This is a genomic window from Pedobacter sp. Leaf194 (genome assembly GCF_001423945.1).
Taxonomy (GTDB): domain Bacteria; phylum Bacteroidota; class Bacteroidia; order Sphingobacteriales; family Sphingobacteriaceae; genus Pedobacter.
On the sequence record NZ_LMPU01000014.1, the window covers coordinates 104,560 to 123,634 of the forward strand.

Below are 19,075 nucleotides of genomic sequence, written 5' to 3' on the forward strand. Positions count from 1 at the left end.
ATGAAGAACTTAAAGCTTTTCTTATGCGTGGCGTGCCACATGTTGCTGATGTCTTGCCGAGCGCAATTACCTGCTGATTCTACCGCCGATAAAATGCTGGTTTACCAGTTAAACAATGGTGGCTGGCCTAAACAGCTCGAAGATAAAAGTGTGGTAAATTACGATTCGCCTTTAACGCCAGAACTTAAAGAGAAGATAAAAAACACAACAGTTTTACATGCCACTTTTGATAATAAAGCAACCAGTAGAGAAGTGGTTTACCTGGTAAAAGCGTACAAAAAAACACAAAATAAAAATTATCTGAAGGCTGCCGAAAAAGGGTTGGATTTTATTCTCGAGGCACAATATGCGAATGGCGGCTGGCCACAATATTATCCTGATAAAGCACTTTATCGCTCGGAAATTACCTACAACGATGATGCAATGATTAACGTTTTAAACATTTTGCAAGACATTGTAACGCAGAGTAATGATTTTGAAAATGTAAACCCTGCTTACATCGAAAAGGCTAAAACTGCGGTAAGTAAAGGGCTGAGTTGCATTTTAAAAACGCAGGTGAAGCAAAATGGAAACCCAACTATTTGGGCGGCCCAGTATGACAAAGAAACTATGTTACCTGCAAAAGCAAGAGCCTTTGAACCAGCATCTTTGAGTACCAGCGAATCGGTAAGCATTGTGCGTTTCTTAATGCGATTCAAAAACCCATCAACGGAAATTCAAAATTCTATTACCAGCGCTTTAAAATGGTTTACGGAATATAAAATTGTTGGGTATCGTTTCGATAGAGAAAAAACAGGCTCGGGCTTAATTGCGGATAATGGTGCAGTAGTTTGGTCCCGTTTTTATGATCTAAATAAAAACATACCAATTTTCGGCGACCGCGATAATACAGTAAAGTTGAAACTCGAAGAATTGAGCCCTGAACGCAGAAATGGTTATGGCTGGTACGGCAACTGGGCACAAAAATTAATAGAAAAAGACTATCCGAAGTGGTTGGCATCCAACGGAATGAAATAGGTTTAACTCGCCATCGGCGAAATCTTAAGAACATGATTTTAAGCAAAGAAAATTTAAAAAACATCAACGGGAAAAATGTAAATATTCCTTCGGCAGACCTTTTAGAATTGCCAGAAAAAGTAATTCAGTTTGGTACAGGCGTTTTACTTCGGGGTTTACCAGATTATTTCATCGATAAAGCCAATAGAAAAGGTATTTTCAACGGTCGTGTTTTGGTGGTAAAATCAACTTCAAGAGGTGGCGCAGATGCCTTTTCTAAACAAGACAACCTTTACACCCTTTGCGTAAAAGGAATAGAAGATGGCGCAAACGTAGAAGAAAACACAATTAACTCCTCAATAAGCCGCGTTTTATCTGCTTCGCAGGATTGGGACGAAATTTTAAAGGCAGCGCACAACCCGGAGATGAAGGTTGTAATTTCCAATACCACTGAAGTTGGTATTGTTATGAGCGAAGACAAAATAACTGACGCACCTCCTCAATCCTATCCGGGTAAATTACTTGCTTTTTTACACGAAAGATATCAGGCTTTTAATGGTTCTGAAGAAAGTGGAATGGTTATCGTGCCAACAGAGTTGATTAGTGACAATGCCGATAAATTAAAAGAAATTTTGTTAAAGCTTTCTGTACAAAACAAACTAAGCTGGGATTTCGAGCAGTGGCTAAAAACCGCAAATCATTTCTGTAAAACCTTGGTAGATAGAATTGTTCCGGGAAAGCTTCCTGCTGATGAACAGAAAAAAATAGAATCTGATTTGGGCTATACAGATGAATTAATGATTATGGCCGAACCTTTCAGGCTATGGGCAATTGAATCTGCTAACCCGAAAGTTAAAGATATTTTGTCTTTTGAGCAGGCTGATAAAGGAATCTTCATTGTGCCTTCGATAAATAAATTTAAAGAACTTAAACTTCGTCTACTTAATGGAACGCATACTTTAAGTTGCGGTTTGGCAATATTATCGGGGTTTAATACCGTAAAAGAGGCCATGGCGAACGAGGTTTTTGCCACCTATGTTTCTAACTTAATGCGCCAGGAGATTGCCCATTCGTTAGAAAACGACGACATCACTTATCAGGATGCTGTTGAGTTTGCCTCTAGCGTGATAGATCGTTTCAGTAATCCCTTCCTCGAGCACCAGTGGCAGGCTATAACATTAAATTTCACCTCGAAAATGCAAATGCGTAATATGCCTTTAATCAGGAAATATTATAGTCAGAAGAATGAGGTACCACCACTTATTGCATTAGGTTTGGCAGCATACATCATCTTTATGAATACCACAAAAGATGGTGAAGAATACGTTGCCAATGTAAGTGGAAAAACCTATCCCGTTCAGGATGAATTTGCAGAGATTTTGTACAATTACTGGCAAAACCCGGAAACTGCAATCGATAATATTTTAGGAGACCGACGTTTATGGGATAAGAACTTGAACAACTATCCCGGCTTTAACCAAGCAATAAAAAATTACGTTGATTTATTACAAAATACAGGTGCAATCGAAACATTGAGTAACTTGCATTTAGAAAGAACAATTTAAAAATGGTAACAAGAATCTTAAAAATTCATCCTAATGATAACGTTTTGGTTGCCCTGCAAGATTTAGCAAAGGGCGAAACGGTGATTTACGATGGACACGAATATACCTTGCAGGATGACATTCACGCAAAGCATAAGTTTTTTATGCAGGATATGAATCCTGGTGACCCGATTATGATGTATGGTGTTTTGGTTGGAAAAGCACAGCACTTCATCTTAAAAGGTGGTTTAATGGACACTGAAAATACTAAACATGCCTCAGATCCCTTTGAGTTTCGCCCATATCACTACGAATGGCATGCTCCGGATGTTTCAAAATTTGAGGGCCGGACTTTTAATGGCTACCACCGCAGCGATGGCCGCGTAGGAACAGCTAATTACTGGTTATTTATCCCAACTGTTTTTTGCGAAAACCGCAATCTTGATGTAATTCGGGAGGCTTTACACAACGAATTGGGTTACGCCGTTACCGATAAATACAAATCTTACACGCATCAGTTAGTTGATGCTTACAAGAACGGCGAAAGCTTGCAGGAAGCAGATACAGGTTCTCTTGGCCTGCCAAACCCTGCTGCAAACCGCGTTTTCAAAAATGTAGACGGCATAAAATTTTTGAATCACCAGGGCGGTTGCGGTGGCACACGTCAGGATGCGGCTGTATTAAGTAAACTGCTGGCCGCTTATGCCGATCATCCAAATGTTGCCGGCGTTACGGTTTTAAGTTTAGGTTGCCAGAATTTACAGGTTCAGGATTTTGTGAATGACTTGAAACAGCGCAGCCCGAACTTCGATAAACCACTATTCATTTTCGAACAACAGCAGTCGCAAAGCGAAGAACAATTGGTTAAGGAAGCGATAAGAAAAACTTTTATCGGTTTAACCGAAATTAATGAGATTGAGCGCCAGCCTGCACCACTTAGCAAACTGGTTTTAGGTGTTAAATGTGGTGGTAGCGATGGCTTTAGTGGCATCAGTGCAAATCCGGCTGTTGGTTACACTTCCGATTTACTGGTTGCCCTCGGCGGAACGGTTTTACTTGCCGAATTCCCGGAACTTTGTGGAGCGGAGCAACAGCTAATCGACAGAACCAAAGATGAAACAGCGGCTCGTAAGTTTATTCAACTCATGACCGCTTATAATCAGGCTGCAGAAAATGTCGGCTCTGGTTTTTTCATGAATCCATCGCCGGGAAACATAAAAGATGGCTTGATTACCGATGCGATTAAAAGTACCGGTGCGGCAAAAAAAGGTGGTACATCGCCGGTTGAAGATGTTTTGGACTATACAGAACCGGCAACTAAACCCGGCCTGAACCTGGTTTGTACACCAGGAAACGATGTTGAAGCAACAACCGGGAAAGCAGCATCAGGAGCAACTTTAATCTTATTCACTACCGGTTTAGGTACCCCCACCGGCAATCCGGTTTGCCCAACAATAAAGGTATCAACAAATAATGCGCTTACAAAACGTATGGGCGACATTATCGATATCAACTGCGGACCGGTTATCGAAGGCTTAAAAACGATTGAACAAATGGGTGAAGATATTCTTGAATATTGCATTAAAGCTGCGAGCGGAGAAGTAATTCCGAAAGCAGTACTGCTAAATCAAGATGACTTTATTCCATGGAAACGTGGTGTAAGTTTATAGCCGTTTCGTTATTAAATATGATGAAACAAATGGTTAATAAATAAAATAATATTTAACAGAGCAAAAAGATAATTGGTTGCAATTACGACGCAATATCTTGAATAACATTCCTTTAAATGAAACCTTTTTTAGACGAGAACTTCCTTCTGGAAACTAAAACAGCGCAAAAGCTTTACCATAACTTTGCAAAGTCGATGCCGATTATTGATTACCATAATCATCTGATTCCTGAACAAATTGCAAACAACGTTCAGTTTTCAAACATCAGTCAGGTTTGGTTATACGGCGACCATTACAAATGGAGGGCAATGCGGGCAAACGGTGTCGACGAGAAATTTATTACCGGAATTGGTTCTGATTATGAAAAGTTTGAAAAGTGGGCTGAAACGGTTCCTTACACTTTACGCAACCCCTTATACCATTGGACACATTTAGAGTTACAAAGATATTTCGGAATAACTGATTTGCTTTCCGGTAAAACGGCGCAAAAGATTTATGATGAGTGTTCTTCAAAATTGCAAACTGCAGAATATTCAGTTCGTGGCCTTCTGGCAAAAATGAACGTTGAGGCGGTTTGTACGACCGATGATCCGTTGGATAGCTTAAACTTCCATCAACAACTTGCAAGGGAAGGTGCAAACCTTAAAATGTTGCCCGCCTTCCGTCCTGATAAAGCAATGAACAGCGATGACCTTGAAGGTTTAAATGAATACATTGATAAACTGGAAACCGTTGCTGATAAAACGATCACAGGTTTTCAGGATTATCTTGATGCGCTGAAAAGCCGGCACGATTACTTTGCCGAAAACGGATGTTCAGTATCCGACCATGGTTTGGAACAAATCTATGCAGAAGATTACACAGATGCTGAAATTACCTCAATCTTTGATAAAATTCGTAGTAAAAAAGGTATTTCTTACCAGGAGAACTTAAAGTTTAAATCGGCAATGCTAATCTATTTTGCCGAGTGGGACCACGAAAAAGGTTGGGTACAACAATATCATTTAGGTGCGTTACGCAATAACAACGCCCGCATGCTAAGGCAATTAGGCCCCGATACAGGCTGGGATTCTATTGGCGATTTTAGTCAGGCGAGAATGCTTTCTAAGTTTTTGAACAGGTTGGACAATCAGGATAAACTTGCGAAAACAATTATCTACAATTTAAATCCGGCAGATAATGAATTAATTGCAACCATGATTGGAAACTTCAACGATGGTTCCATCGCAGGGAAAGTTCAGTTTGGTTCTGCCTGGTGGTTTTTGGATCAAAAAGATGGCATGATAAAACAACTGAACGCATTATCGAATATGGGACTTTTGAGCCGACTTGTTGGCATGCTTACCGATTCGAGAAGTTTTCTTTCATTTCCGCGACATGAGTATTTCAGAAGAATAGTTTGTAACCTTTTTGGCGAAGATGTTGAGCGGGGCGAATTACCAAACGACTTAGAGTGGATTGGCAAAATAGTGCAGGATATTTCGTATTTTAACGCAAAAAATTACTTTAAATTCTAGCTGAAAACAGGCTTTTCAGCTTAAAAAAGAGGATTCAATTCATTTCAATCGTTTTCCTTAATATTTTGGGAAAGCTAAAAAAACATTAAAAACCGGCCGGGTAATCACAATAAATGAGCAACCAAATATCATCTTCATTAAAAAAAGGAAAAAAAGTTTTAAGCTTCGGAGAAATTCTTTTGCGTATTTGTCCGGATATGGATGGCCATTGGTTAAAAGAAAATAAGTTGCCATTTTATGTTGGCGGTGCCGAGTTAAATGTTGCTACAGCTTTAGCGCTGTGGAACGTTCCTTCTGCATATTTATCGGCCATGCCGCAAAATTCGGTTACCGAAGAAATTGCCGACTACCTGAATAAAAAAAACGTAGACACTAAACCGATGGTTTATGGTGGCGAACGTTTGGGGCTATACTATTTGCCGAAAGGAAAAGATTTAAAAAACGCCGGTGTAATTTACGATAGGGCAAATTCATCATTCGCCAGTTTAAAAGTTGGCCAGATAAACTGGGATGAGTTATTTGAAGGTGTAAGCTGGTTTCATTTCAGCGCCATTTGTCCTGCAATTAACCAGGCGGTTGCTGATGTTTGTTTGGAAGCATTAAAAGTTGCGAGCGCAAAAAACATTACAATTTCCCTGGATTTAAATTATCGGGCAAAGCTTTGGAAATATGGTAAAGAGCCGAATGAAATTTTGCCTGAACTCGCCAAATATTGTACGCTGATTATGGGTAACGTATGGGCAGCTAACAAAATGTTAGGAACCGCACTACACGACGATTTAAAACCTGCTGAAGGTTATGCAAAGGAAAGGTTACTGCAACAGGCAGAAGATACATCCAAAGAAATATTAAGTTTGTTTAGCGCCTGCAAAGCTGTTGCAAATACATTCAGGTTCGACAATGGCAAAGGCATAAGATATTATACGGCGCTTTACACAAGTGAGCAATTAACAGTTTCGCCAGAATATGTATCTGATGAGATTTTAGATAAAGTTGGAAGCGGAGATTGTTTTATGGCCGGTTTAATTTATGGCTTTTATAACGATTTAAGTGAGGCAGATACCTTGAACTTTGCAACCGCAGCCGCTTACGACAAACTGTATATTCCAAGTGATGCAACAACAAGCACAGTTGCCGATATAGAAAATAGAATAATAAGATGATAACCAATAAGCATAAAATTTTAGACGCGATTTTGGAACAGGGCATGTTGCCTCTTTTCTATCAGGATAGCGAAGCAGGCAGTGTCGAAATTCTTCGTACGTTGTATAAGGCCGGCATTCGCGTTTTCGAATACACAAACAGAGGAAAATCTGCTTTGCCCAATTTTAAAAAGCTGAAAGAAATTCGCGATGCGGAAATGCCAGATTTATACTTGGGCATTGGCACGATAAAAACGCCTGCAGATGCAAATGCATTTATCGAAGCCGGAACAGATTTTATCGTTGCGCCAATTGTAAATCCTGCGGTAGCAGAAATTGCCAATAAAATTGGTATGCTGTGGATTCCAGGCTGTATGACGCCAACAGAAATTAGTGTTGCCCAGGAACATAAAGCAATGCTGATTAAAATATTTCCGGCTAATATTTTAGGTCCGGAATTTATTTCTTCTATTAAAGATTTGTTTGCCGGACAACTTTTTATGCCGACCGGTGGTGTAGAAATAAATGCTGATAACCTTAAAACCTGGTTTAAAGCGGGCGTTTGTGCGGTTGGAATGGGTAGCAAACTCATCAGCAAAGATGTTATGGCGAAAGGCCTTTACGATGAACTGCACGAGAATACAAAACTGGCGCTTGAGTTAATTCAGCAGAATAAGTAAAAGAAAAACACCTAACCAAATGAACCAACCAAAGATAGGCAAATACAGATGGACAATATGTTTACTGCTGTTTCTTGCTACCACAATTAATTACCTGGACAGACAAGTTCTTTCATTAACCTGGACAGATTTTATCAAACCTGAATTCCACTGGGATAATAACGACTACGGAAATATTACAGCCTTATTTTCTATTTTCTACGCGATTTCTATGCTTTTCGCCGGCAGACTTGTAGATAAGCTGGATACAAAAAAAGGTTTCCTTTGGGCAATTGGGGTATGGTCTGTTGGTGCTTGTTTACATGCATTTTGCGGCATTGCCACATCTGGTGTAATCTCTGGCCACTGGCTTGTTAGTTTCGAAGGCGCAAAAGAAATAATTGCCGGAATAAATGATACCGGAATGGTTGTTTCGGTAAGTGTAACCTTATTCATCTTTGCACGTTTTGTTTTAGCCGTTGGCGAGGCAGGAAATTTCCCGGCAGCTATAAAAGCAACTGCAGAATATTTCCCTAAAAAAGATAGGGCATTTGCCACCAGTATTTTCAACGCCGGCGCAACCGTTGGTGCACTGGCGGCACCCATCACAATTCCATTTATCGCAAAAGCGTATGGCTGGGAAATGTCTTTCATAATTATTGGCGCATTAGGTTTTGTTTGGATGGGCCTTTGGATATTCGTTTACAACAAGCCCGAGTTACACAAACGAGTTAGCGCCGAAGAGTTAGCTTACATTCAGCAAGATGTAATTAATGACAGAAAACTTGTTGACTATGTAGAAGAAACGAAAGAAAAAGTATCGTTTATCGATTGCTTTAAATACAAACAAACCTGGGCTTTTGCTTTCGGTAAATTTATGACTGATGGTGTTTGGTGGTTCTTTTTATTTTGGACACCAGCTTACCTAAAATCAGTTTATGGGATGGATTCTACCCAAAGTGCATTCCCACTGTTTGTGCTTTACATGATTACTTTGTTATCCATTATAGGCGGCTGGCTACCAACATATTTTGTTGAAAAGAGAGGCATGAACCCTTATGAGGGCCGGATGCGGGCAATGCTTATTTTTGCTTTTTTCCCGCTGCTGGCTTTAGCGGCTCAACCCCTGGGCCACATAACATATTGGATTCCTGTGATTATCATCGGCATTGCCGGCGCAGCACACCAAGCCTGGTCGGCAAATATATTTTCAACGGTTGGCGATATGTTTCCTAAAAAGGCAATTGCCACCATTACCGGAATAGGCGGTATGGCGGGCGGCTTAGGCTCTTTCATCATCAACAAAGGTTCAGGATTGTTATTTGATTATACCGGTAAAAACAAAATAGTTTTCATGGGTTTCAAAGGCGAAGAGGCGGGCTATTTCATCATCTTTTCGATTTGTGCCGTTTGTTATCTCATTGGGTGGAGCGTGATGAAAACACTTGTACCCAAATATAAAGTTATCGAACTAAAATAATTACCCAAACGGAACACAAAGGTTCCGTTTAAGAAGCAACTAAAATCTATACTTAAACTATAGATTAAATTATTATAAACCCTAAAAACAAACCAAATTGAGCAAAACTTTAAATCTCGAAAATATTTTCGTTGATGAAAGCCAGATTCCGGATGAATTCAGGCTCAAGGAAGAAATTAATCAAAAAGAATTTCTTTCTAACGGCGAAATGAAAACCTGGAGCGGTCCTTTTAATGAAGTATTTTCTCCGGTATGCGTTAAAACCGCTGATGGATTGAAACGAAAACGCATTGGGAGTTTTCCGGTGTGCACCGAAAAAGAATCTACTGAAGCACTCGATGCAGCCGTTGAAGCTTATGATAACGGCCGCGGACAATGGCCAACCATGAGTGTGGCCGACCGCATTAGCTGCGTGGAGAATTTTACGCATAAAATGATAGCGCAAAAAGATATTGTTGCTAAATTAATTATGTGGGAAATAGGTAAGTCTTATACCGATTCCATCAAAGAATTTGATCGCACAGTTGAATACATTTACGCAACAATTGATGCTTTGAAAGACATAGACAGGCAATCATCACGATTCGAAATTGAGCAGGGAATTGTTGCTCAGGTTCGCCGTTCTCCGCTTGGCGTGGTACTTTGCATGGGCCCTTTCAACTATCCATTGAACGAAACATTTACAACGTTAATTCCGGCTTTGATAATGGGCAACACGCTCCTTTTCAAACCACCTAAACACGGCACTTTATTGCATTATCCGCTTTTAGAGGCATTTCGTTCAAGCTTTCCGAAAGGGGTTGTAAATACAATTTACGGCCGTGGAAACATCATTGTTCCGGGTTTAATGAAATCGGGAAAAATTAATGTGCTAACGCTAATAGGTTCGAGTAAAGTTGCTAATGAGCTTAAAAAATTGCACCCGAAAGTAAATCGCCTGCGAGCCATTTTGGGTTTAGACGCCAAAAATGCAGCCATTATAACTAAAGACGCAGACTTAGATTTAGCAGTTTCTGAAACGGTTTTAGGCTCGCTTTCTTTCAATGGGCAACGTTGTACCGCGATTAAGATCGTTTACGTTCACCGTAGTTTGGCGCAGGAATTTTTAAAACGCTTGTCGGCAGAAGTGGAAAAACTGAAATTTGGTATGCCCTGGGAAAAAGGTGTGGCTTTAACGCCGCTACCTGAACTAAATAAACCCGAATATCTGAAAGAATGCATCGACGATGCAATTGCTCACGGGGCTAAAGTGGTGAATAAAAACGGAGGCGAAACGCTTGAAACATTTGTTTATCCAGCAATTATGTACCCGGTAAATGCTAATATGAAGTTATATCGTGAAGAGCAATTCGGCCCTGTTATTCCGGTTGTTCCATTTGATGACCTCGAAGAACCTATTGAGTACCTGATTGGTTCGCCACACGGCCAGCAGGTTAGTATTTTTAGTAACAATGCTGCAGTAATATCATCGCTAATTGATCCCTTGGTTAATCAGGTTAGTCGCGTTAATATTAATTGCCAATGCCAGCGTGGCCCGGATGTTTTTCCATTTACAGGCAGAAAAGATAGTGCAGAAGGCACACTCTCGGTTGTTGATGCATTGCGTTCATTCTCCATACGTTCGCTGGTTGCTACCAAGCTTACCGATAACAACAAAAAGTTGTTAAATGAAATTGTTGGCGACAATGATTCGAATTTTTTAAGTACAAAGTATATTTTTTAGCAGAATTTACAGCCATTTCGACTTAACATAACCAAATGGAGAAATCTTTGAAATTGTTAAATCAAATTCAGAGGTTTCTCCAAAAGGTCGAAATGATGTAACGGGAAATTTATTTGAGCTTTTTTGCCAAATTCAAATGTTGTTCTTTAATTCCTTGCACCACCAAAGCGGCAATTTGTTTTGCGCCATACGGACTCAAATGTGTATCATCTTTTTTCCCGGCAGGATAATTTACATGACCAGAATCAACATAGTTGAATAGTTTTATTGAACCCAAATCACCGAGATTAGTCAGTAATCGCTCCGTTTTAATCAGCATATCAATTAAAGGAACCTTTAAAGAATCGGCAAGTTTCCGGGTAACACCAGGATAACCGCCGTGAGTATCTGCTAAAACTCCCTGTTTAAAACTTCTCCTCGCAATTGGCGTAAGCAGTACCGGGATTGCCTTTTTGCTCCTTGCTTCCTGAACATAGTTGACAAGGTTGGCCTTAAATTCTTGTAGGGATGTGCCAGTTCCAGGTTTATCAATCTTTTCATCGTTATGCCCGAATTCTATCAAGACATAGTCGCCGGGAACGAGCTTTTCCAAAACCGCCTCCCATTGTTTTTCAGCTTTGAACGATTTCGTGCTCCTTCCGTTCAATGCCCTATTATCAACTACAACATCAGCTTTAAAAAACGATTGTAATTCCATACCCCAACCTGTTTCCGGGTAGGCTTTGGGTTGTTTATTTGCTGCAGTAGAATCGCCAATGATGAACAGGGTAGTTTTTCGCTGGATGAGACTGAATGCGCCCAAAACGACCATTACCGCCACAGCAGCAATATTGAATATCACTTTTTTCATTTTAATTTTTTTGGGTTCCAATTATCAGTTCCTCCTAAAATATTTTGAATTGTGTAAAGTTTCGCTTCTTTGCCGGTTAGCCGTTTAGCCCAAACAACCCGATTTTTAGCATCAGCACCTAGGCCGGTATTTTTATATTCTGCGTAGAAAGCAGTTTTTTCTTTATCAGGAAACATCGCATCACCTTTCCATGGATTCCAGCCTTCAGCAACAATGTGGTTGCCCAAATTTGAAGCAATGAAAACAGTTTTTGCAAAAGGTCTCCACGGTCTACCTAAAAAAACCTTATCAATCCCTTCGGCAGCAATAAGCCTACAACTAATAAAAACTAGTCCAAACTTTTGATTTGACGAAGTAGCCGCAGCCGTGATGTAAGAATTAGCTAAGCTCTTAATGGTACAATTTTCAAAAAGCGCCGTTGCCTTACCAAAGATAAAGTCGGTAGTACCTTCGATAAAACAGTTGGCATAAAACTGGCGACTGTTCTCGCCAGCCGCAAATAACGTGTCCTGATTACCTAAAAAGTTGCAGTTATTAGCCACAAATCTATCACCCTCAATATGGAGTGCAACGGCCTGGCCAACCCGTCCGGAAACATTTGCAATGGTCAAATTTTCTAAAAAAATATCGTTTGCCTGCACCAAAAATGTGTAAGAGGTATAGGTTGAAAACTTGTCCAATCCGAAAGCATCCTTACCTGAAGAAATCAATTTACCTGAATAATCATCAAAGGTGATAATGGTACTTTCTTTGCTTTCGCCGATTAAATGGATTTTTGTTTTCCATGAAGGGATGATTACCTTCTCTTTATAGGTGCCTTTTTTTACAAAAATCTTGATCTCTTTCTCTCCCAAATCACGAATCGAGTTTATTGCTTCCTGTATGGTTTTATAATCGCCATTACCATTTTTATCTACGGTAATCTCAGCCGGATACAGCCGGTTTTGAGCGTTGGAGCGAATGCTTAAACCGCTGATAAAGATCAAGATGAAACTTAGGTTCCAGATAAATAATCGTTTGTTGATAATGGGCATAGCGGAGATTTGTGAAGCAATTTATTAAATTATTAAATGCAAAAGGGCGATAATTACATCGCCCTCTAATTTTTTGTTCTGTTAACTTACCGACTAATAACCGTACAATTGTCCGCCTAATTTAGGGTTTGCATCAATAACCGACTGAGGTAAAGGAAGCAATTCGCTTTTATTCGGAGTAAAGGCAACTGCATAGTAGGCCAGTAATGTTGTATTAATTGTGGTTGCGTTCCAGGCCACGCTTGCCGAGCCAGCCGGCGCTGCAGGCGAGGGTGCATAAAATGAATTTAACCAAACAACAGTAGGTTGATTTGGGGTGTAATACATGGTTGCTGGCAAATTGTTGTAAGGTGCAGCTTTGGCAACCATTAAAGCCAAATTCGCCTTGGTTTCTGCAATTTTAGTCGAAAGTAAATTCCATCTAATCAAGTCGTATTTTCTAATTCCTTCGCCGCCGAATTCGAATTGACGTTCTTTAACAATTGCGTTAAAGAAACCCAGGTAATCGGAAGGTGTTGTACCTATTAAAGCAGCGTTGCCACCAAACCCGCGTGTTCTTACCTGTTCAAATGCAGATTTAGCCACTGCAGACGGCCCCGAATTCAATTCATTATCTGCTTCAGCAAACATCAGTAACACATCAGCGTAGCGGATAACCGGCCAGTTAACACCGAAATACTGTGATGCGCTGGTTGTAACCGATGGCACTTGCCAGTCTCTTCTAAATTTACCATCGAGCATGGTTACTAAACTACGCGGACGTAAAGTCATATCCAGGTTGATATCGTAAGGTGCACAAGTTACGTCGCGTCTTCTGTCGTTTGCATCAAAAGCGTAAAAATATGTTGGCAGGATTGTTAGCGCAGCATTACCTACGGCAGTGGTACCTGGCGTTGGCACGGTGAATTGTCGTGGTCCGTTATAATAGCCTAATTTACTATCTCCAACACCAGAGCTTCCGCCTGTCATACCCACTTCCCATAAAACTTCCCCGTTAGCTTCAAATTTATGTGCATTAACACCATCTTTAAAAACCGATTGAAAACTTGGGTTAAGTTTATGATCAGGTCTTGCCATAATAATTGCACATTCATCTCTCGCGATTTGATAGAATGTTTTGTAATCGGCATTACGTTTCATGGTCTTATCCTGTCTTAAAGAATAGCCTCCACGGAAAAGCGCATATCTGGCACGCAAAGCTCTGATGGCGCCCTGGCTCATCCTGTCGCTTGTAACCGAAGATTCTGTGCGCCAAGGCACCAGAGGCGCCGCGATTGCTAAATCTCTAATAATTCGGTTGTAAATTGTATCTCTGTCTGTTCTTGCGTTGTAAGGGTCTGAAACATTAATTGATGAAGTAAACTGAGCAGGAACATCGCCCCAGTTTCTTACCACTTCGAAATAAAATTGTGCCCTTAATGCTAACGCTTCGCCATATAATCTCTTTAATTCTTTCTGATCTGATGCGCTACCGTTAGTATATGCATCCATTTTCGGAATGTTATCAATGCAGATATTAGCCCTTTCGATGCCTACGTACAGCTGATTAAATGGCCCGGCAAGTTGAGTATTTGCAGGTTGCACGTTATAGTGCGCAATGTCCCTTCTTTCATTATCAGGATACGGCGTTCCGCCTTGCCCCATCATTTCATCACTATCGTAAGGGTAATACATACTTAAACGAATTCCGTAGCCCTGGTCGCCACCAAGTGATGAGTAAACACCTAAAAGTGCTTTTTGTGCATTGGTAACGTTGCTAAAAACATAGTCGTTACCGAATGATGAAATAGGTTCTACTTCTAAAAATTTCTTGCAGGAAGATATCGTGAAGATGGTTGCGGTGATAAAAAGTCCGCTTATAATAAGTTTTAAATTAGTTTTCATTGTTGCTCTAATTAGAATGTTATAGCGTAAAGTTTAAGCCGAAAATAAATGCCCTGCTTCTTGGGTAAGCCGAGTAATCTACACCTGGAGTTGTACCGGTAGCACGGCGGGTGTTCACTTCTGGGTCGTAGCCGGAGTAGTTTGTTATAACTGCAAGATTGTTAACTGTAGCGTACAAGCGCATTCTGTTGATCTTAAATCTTTTTAGTAAATCAGCTGGCAAAGTATATCCCAGGGTAATGTTATTTATTCTCAGAAACGAGCCATCTTCTACAGCGTAAGAATTAACGAAGAAAGAACTGTTGCTTGTTAACGGGCTCCATAAGGTAGCGTTTGCATTCAAAGCCGCTAATTCTCCCGGGTCTGTAACTACAACGCCCTGATCATTTACGTTTCGCCATCTGCCGTTCATAGTTGCCAGTAAATTTCCGTTCGCTGTATAGCCGCTTGTAAACTCCAGTTTATTGGCATTTAAAATATCGTTGCCAACCTGGAAGTTAACAAACACATTTAAGTCGAAGCTTTTGTAGGTAAATGACTGATTAAAACCACCGGTAAATTTAGGATTCGCATCTCCAATAATTGTCCGGTCATTAGTTATATCAACAATGCCATCCCCATTTAGATCTTTAAATTTAATTACACCAGGTTTTGGTACCAAGGAAGTAACACTGGAGTTATTCGGAACACCCGGTTTTAAAGTATAAGCGCCATTAGCGTAGTTAAAATCTTCTATTTTGTAAAAACCATCGGTAACCAATCCATACATTTTACCAACGGCCTGCCCAACTGCCACCTGATAATCGGCTGGTACGTTTGTTCCCGCCCAACCAGAATTAATCAAGAAAGACTTTTGGTAATCGCCAAGGCTTTCGACCCGGTTTTTATTAAATGAAATGTTGAAATTAGTAGACCACGAGAAGTTTTTAGTCTGCACCGGCGTTCCGTTAATTTGAAATTCTATCCCTTTATTGCTTGTAGAACCAATATTCTGCAATTGGAAGGCATATCCGCTGGTTGATGGAAACGGATTATTTACAAGCAGGCCATTAGTTTTATTACTATACAAATCAAGTGAGAATTGGAGTCTGTTGTTTAAGAAACCCGCATCCAAGCCAATGTTTCTCGATATTGTAGTTTCCCATTTCAGGTTCGGGTTAGCCAGTTCCGTTGCAACCAACGCCGTTACCAAAGTGTTATTTATATCGTAAAAAGCATTTGGCTTAAACTGCGTTGTGTATAAAAAATCAGAGATACGGTTGTTTCCGGCTTCGCCATAACTTACCCTTAACTTTAAATCATTCAGGCTGATTGAATTCTTAAACTTTTCCATGAACTTTTCATCCGAAATTCTCCACGCCACTGAACCTGAAGGGAAGTAACCCCATTTGTTTCCTTCAGCAAATTTTGAAGACCCATCGGCACGCATGGTTAAGGTTAGCAGGTATTTTTTATCGAATGAATAATTAAATCTGCTAAACACCGAGAATAATCTTGCTGTTAAATCGCTTGATGTTGCTGCTCCGGCAGGAGTTGTACCCAAAGACATGTTTGCCAAAGCCCGTTCAGCAGTTATCCCAATAGGGAATAACCTGTTTTCGGTATAGTACGCCTGAATTTTATCCTGATAAAGTTCCTGACCGATTAAGGCATCAATGCTGTGGTGTTTACTAAACTCAGTTTTTGAGCCCGAGTTTGTGTACGAAAGCACATTTGAATTGTTAATGATTTGGCGGTTGGATGTTGCAATTGATGCAATTGGCTGTGAAGAGCCAACTAATCTTGATTCGTTTGTGATGATATCATTAAATACATTCGTTCTGTTATTATTAAAATCTACACCTAATGTACTTTTAAAAGAGATGCCTTTGTAGATGCTATAGTTAAAATACCCGTTAAAGTTGGTAACATTTGTAAATGCCTTTTTATACTCTGCCTCATTTAATAATAATGGATTCACAAGTGATAAACTATTCCCGTTTGTTTCACTGGCATAATCCGGATCGTAAGCGTAAATATCCTGGCCTTTAACCAGTAACGGACGATATTTTACGGCCTGGCGTAATCTGTTTAAAGATGATGAACCTTCGCTACTCGTTCCTGCGCCGTTTACAACGGTGTTGTTATAGCGTACATTAAAACCAACTTTTAGTTTATCATTAAATTTATGGTCGAATTTGAAGTTTATTAGCTTTCTGTCGAAATCAGAAGCAAGCATTACACCATCTTCAGTATTTGAAGTTACGCTTAAATTGAAGGTAGATTTTGCATCTCCACCGGTAACGCTAACATTGTGGGTTTGCATTAAAGCATTTCTGCCAAATAATTCTTCCTGCCAATCTACAAAAGGGGTACTTTTATAGCTTTCCAAATCGTTGAAAGTGCCATAATAACCAGCATACAAACTTTCGCTTGTTGCATTACCACGACTTGCCTCGTACTGATATTTCACAAAATCGTAAGGGTTCAATACCTCAAGTTTATTGGCTAACTGCCTAAAACCAACCAAGCCATTATAGTTGATGGTTGTTTTCATTTCCCGACCGCCTTTTGTGGTGATAAGCACCACACCATTAGCGCCACGCGAACCGTAAATGGCTGTTGCCGATGCGTCTTTTAAAACGTCGATACTTTCGATATCCTGCGGAGATAAAACCGAGAGTGCGTTTTCTACCTGCACACCATCAACAACATATAAAGGCGTGTTATCTTGTGTAATCGAACCGCCACCCCGTACTCTAATTTGCGCAGTGGCATTTGGTGTACCTTCAGAAACGGTAATTTGAACACCAGCCAATCGTCCGGAAATTGCTTCTGCCAGAGAGTTGTTCGGTATATCTTTCAATTGCTTAGCGCCCACCGAAGATACCGACCCGGTTAAATCTCTACGGTTTACCGTTGCGTATCCAATGGCAACAACTTCTTCCAAATCAGTAGAATTCGATTCTAAAAGCACCTTTAAGCTTGTTTGGCTTCCAACTGCTAGCTCTTTAGACGTGTAACCAACATAATTAAACACCAAAACAGCGCCCGGTGAAACCGTTATTGAAAACCTTCCATTATCGTCTGTTTGGGTACCCGTTTTAGTTCCTTTAATTAAAACGCTAACACCTGGTATGGTTTCGCCGCCTTTCTCTGAAACTGTTCCAGAAACCTGCCTGGTCTGCGCCCCGGCCAGGCCGAAATAAAAAGTAAAAAGAGTGAGTAAAAGTAGAATTCTGCTCATAACATATCTGAATTTGATTTGATTCATGCAATCGCTCGCATGTAGAATATTATTCTTAGTTAAAGAGAATATTCATCGTTAATATTTGGTTTTATAGTGTAACAATTTTACAAACTAAAAATGTCTTGACGGTCATTTTAGTTAAAAAACTGTGCAATCGTTCCCAAAAACGTACTTCAGACGTTTATTAAAAATAGCCATTGGGCGGCCTTGTAGATATATTTTTTGTAAATTGTGGGCAAGTTCGTAAAATGAGATTTGAAACATCGACCATAAAAGACATTGCTAAAGCCCTCGGACTTTCTACATCTACGGTTTCCAGGGCTTTAAGAGACCGTTACGAAATCAGTGATGAAACAAAAAAGATCGTTTTAGCCTATGCAGAAAAGGTAAATTACCGTGCAAACCCGATTGCCCGCAGTTTGAAGGAGCGCCGCAGTTATTCGATAGGAATTATCGTAAGTGAAATAGCCAACAATTTCTTTTCTCAGGTTATTAACGGTATCGAATCAATTGCTTACGCCAACGATTATCACGTAATTATTTCGCAAAGCCACGAATCCCATGAACAGGAAAAACTGAACGTTGAGCACCTTGCCTCCCGCTCAATTGATGGTTTATTGATTGCCCTTTCATCAGAAACGCAGGACATTGATTACCTTAGAGATTTGTACGCAAAAGGCTTACCGATTGTATTTTTCGACAGAGTGCCTGATAATTTCGAAACACATAAAGTTATCGCCAATAATTTCAAAGGCTCATTCGATGCAACTGAACATCTTATTCTCTCAGGAAAAAGGACGATTGCACACCTCACCAATTCTGAAACTTTATCAAACACTAAAGAACGGCTGGAAGGTTACAAAGCCGCTTTGGCCAAATATCATATCGAATTTAATGAGGAACTTGTTAAATTTTGTCAGCATGGGGGTATGCACAGCGCAGAACTGGAACATGCTGTTAAGCAACTTCTACCGCTTAAACCCGATGGGATTTTCATTTCGAGCGATAGGTTAACGACCGGCTGCATTATGGCCCTGAAGAAAACGAATCCGGAGGTTGCTCATAAAATTGCCATTGCAGGTTTTACAAATTCAAATCTGGTAGAATTATTTAGTCCTTCGTTAACTACGGTTAAACAACCCGCTTTCGAAATTGGCCAGGTTGCTACAGAACTATTAATTTCCATGATTGAAGCCAAACGACCGGTTACGGAGTTTGAAACCAAAATTTTAGACACAGAACTGGTTAGGATGCAAAAAAACCTGGGCAACCGATTTCTTTAAATTTCCCGTCAAACTTACCTTTAGTAGGACGGCTGGCTTACTTACACACTGAAAAGTAATTATT

General features: G+C 40.2%; 13 protein-coding genes. 9 read left to right on the forward strand and 4 right to left on the reverse strand.

Going from position 1 to position 19,075, the window contains the following annotated elements:
* The 8 genes from pelA to ASG14_RS19310 all read left to right on the forward strand — a co-directional run bounded on the left by pelA (nt 1) and on the right by ASG14_RS19310 (nt 10,731).
* Entirely contained in the window at nt 1–1,017 is a 1,017-nt protein-coding gene (gene pelA, locus ASG14_RS19275; RefSeq protein WP_082491723.1) for a pectate lyase, read from the forward strand.
* 32 nt (nt 1,018–1,049) lie between these two features.
* On the forward strand, nt 1,050–2,561 hold the full coding sequence (locus ASG14_RS19280; protein ID WP_056872713.1) for a tagaturonate reductase: 1,512 nt from the start codon (nt 1,050–1,052) through the stop codon (nt 2,559–2,561).
* A 2-nt stretch (nt 2,562–2,563) separates the two neighbouring features.
* On the forward strand, nt 2,564–4,210 hold the full coding sequence (locus ASG14_RS19285; RefSeq protein ID WP_056872714.1) for a UxaA family hydrolase: 1,647 nt from the start codon (nt 2,564–2,566) through the stop codon (nt 4,208–4,210).
* Between the two features lie 116 nt (nt 4,211–4,326).
* Nucleotides 4,327–5,727, forward strand: coding sequence for a glucuronate isomerase (gene uxaC, locus ASG14_RS19290; RefSeq protein ID WP_056872715.1), 1,401 nt, complete (start codon nt 4,327–4,329; stop codon nt 5,725–5,727).
* Between the two features lie 113 nt (nt 5,728–5,840).
* Nucleotides 5,841–6,890: a sugar kinase gene (locus ASG14_RS19295; protein WP_056872716.1), complete on the forward strand. Its 1,050-nt coding sequence runs from the start codon at nt 5,841–5,843 to the stop codon at nt 6,888–6,890.
* Entirely contained in the window at nt 6,887–7,549 is a 663-nt protein-coding gene (locus tag ASG14_RS19300; protein ID WP_200940375.1) for a bifunctional 4-hydroxy-2-oxoglutarate aldolase/2-dehydro-3-deoxy-phosphogluconate aldolase, read from the forward strand. The genes ASG14_RS19295 and ASG14_RS19300 overlap by 4 nt, the downstream gene beginning before the upstream one ends.
* A 19-nt stretch (nt 7,550–7,568) precedes the next feature.
* Nucleotides 7,569–9,008, forward strand: coding sequence for an MFS transporter (locus ASG14_RS19305; protein WP_056872717.1), 1,440 nt, complete (start codon nt 7,569–7,571; stop codon nt 9,006–9,008).
* Nucleotides 9,009–9,105: 97 nt separating this feature from the next.
* A complete protein-coding gene (locus ASG14_RS19310) occupies nt 9,106–10,731 on the forward strand; it encodes an NADP-dependent glyceraldehyde-3-phosphate dehydrogenase (protein ID WP_056872718.1) in 1,626 nt (541 codons plus the stop codon).
* 109 nt (nt 10,732–10,840) lie between these two features.
* Here ASG14_RS19310 and ASG14_RS19315 read toward each other — a convergent pair whose 3' ends face one another.
* From ASG14_RS19315 to ASG14_RS19330, 4 genes are all read right to left on the reverse strand, one after another.
* Entirely contained in the window at nt 10,841–11,581 is a 741-nt protein-coding gene (locus ASG14_RS19315) for a rhamnogalacturonan acetylesterase (protein ID WP_056872751.1), read from the reverse strand.
* Complete coding sequence (locus ASG14_RS19320; RefSeq protein ID WP_056872719.1) at nt 11,578–12,615, reverse strand: pectinesterase family protein; 1,038 nt, start codon at nt 12,613–12,615, stop codon at nt 11,578–11,580. Before ASG14_RS19320 ends, ASG14_RS19315 begins: the two co-directional genes overlap by 4 nt.
* A gap of 93 nt (nt 12,616–12,708) precedes the next feature.
* Nucleotides 12,709–14,499 (reverse strand): RagB/SusD family nutrient uptake outer membrane protein, encoded by a 1,791-nt coding sequence (locus tag ASG14_RS19325; protein WP_056872720.1) that lies wholly within the window; start codon nt 14,497–14,499, stop codon nt 12,709–12,711.
* 19 nt (nt 14,500–14,518) lie between these two features.
* Entirely contained in the window at nt 14,519–17,725 is a 3,207-nt protein-coding gene (locus ASG14_RS19330; RefSeq protein ID WP_157275016.1) for a TonB-dependent receptor, read from the reverse strand.
* A 251-nt stretch (nt 17,726–17,976) separates the two neighbouring features.
* Here ASG14_RS19330 and ASG14_RS19335 point away from each other — a divergent pair, with 251 nt between their 5' ends.
* The gene (locus ASG14_RS19335; RefSeq protein ID WP_056872722.1) at nt 17,977–19,011 is read left to right on the forward strand and encodes a LacI family DNA-binding transcriptional regulator; all 1,035 of its coding nucleotides are present in this window, start codon (nt 17,977–17,979) and stop codon (nt 19,009–19,011) included.
* Nucleotides 19,012–19,075: the final 64 nt, after the last annotated feature.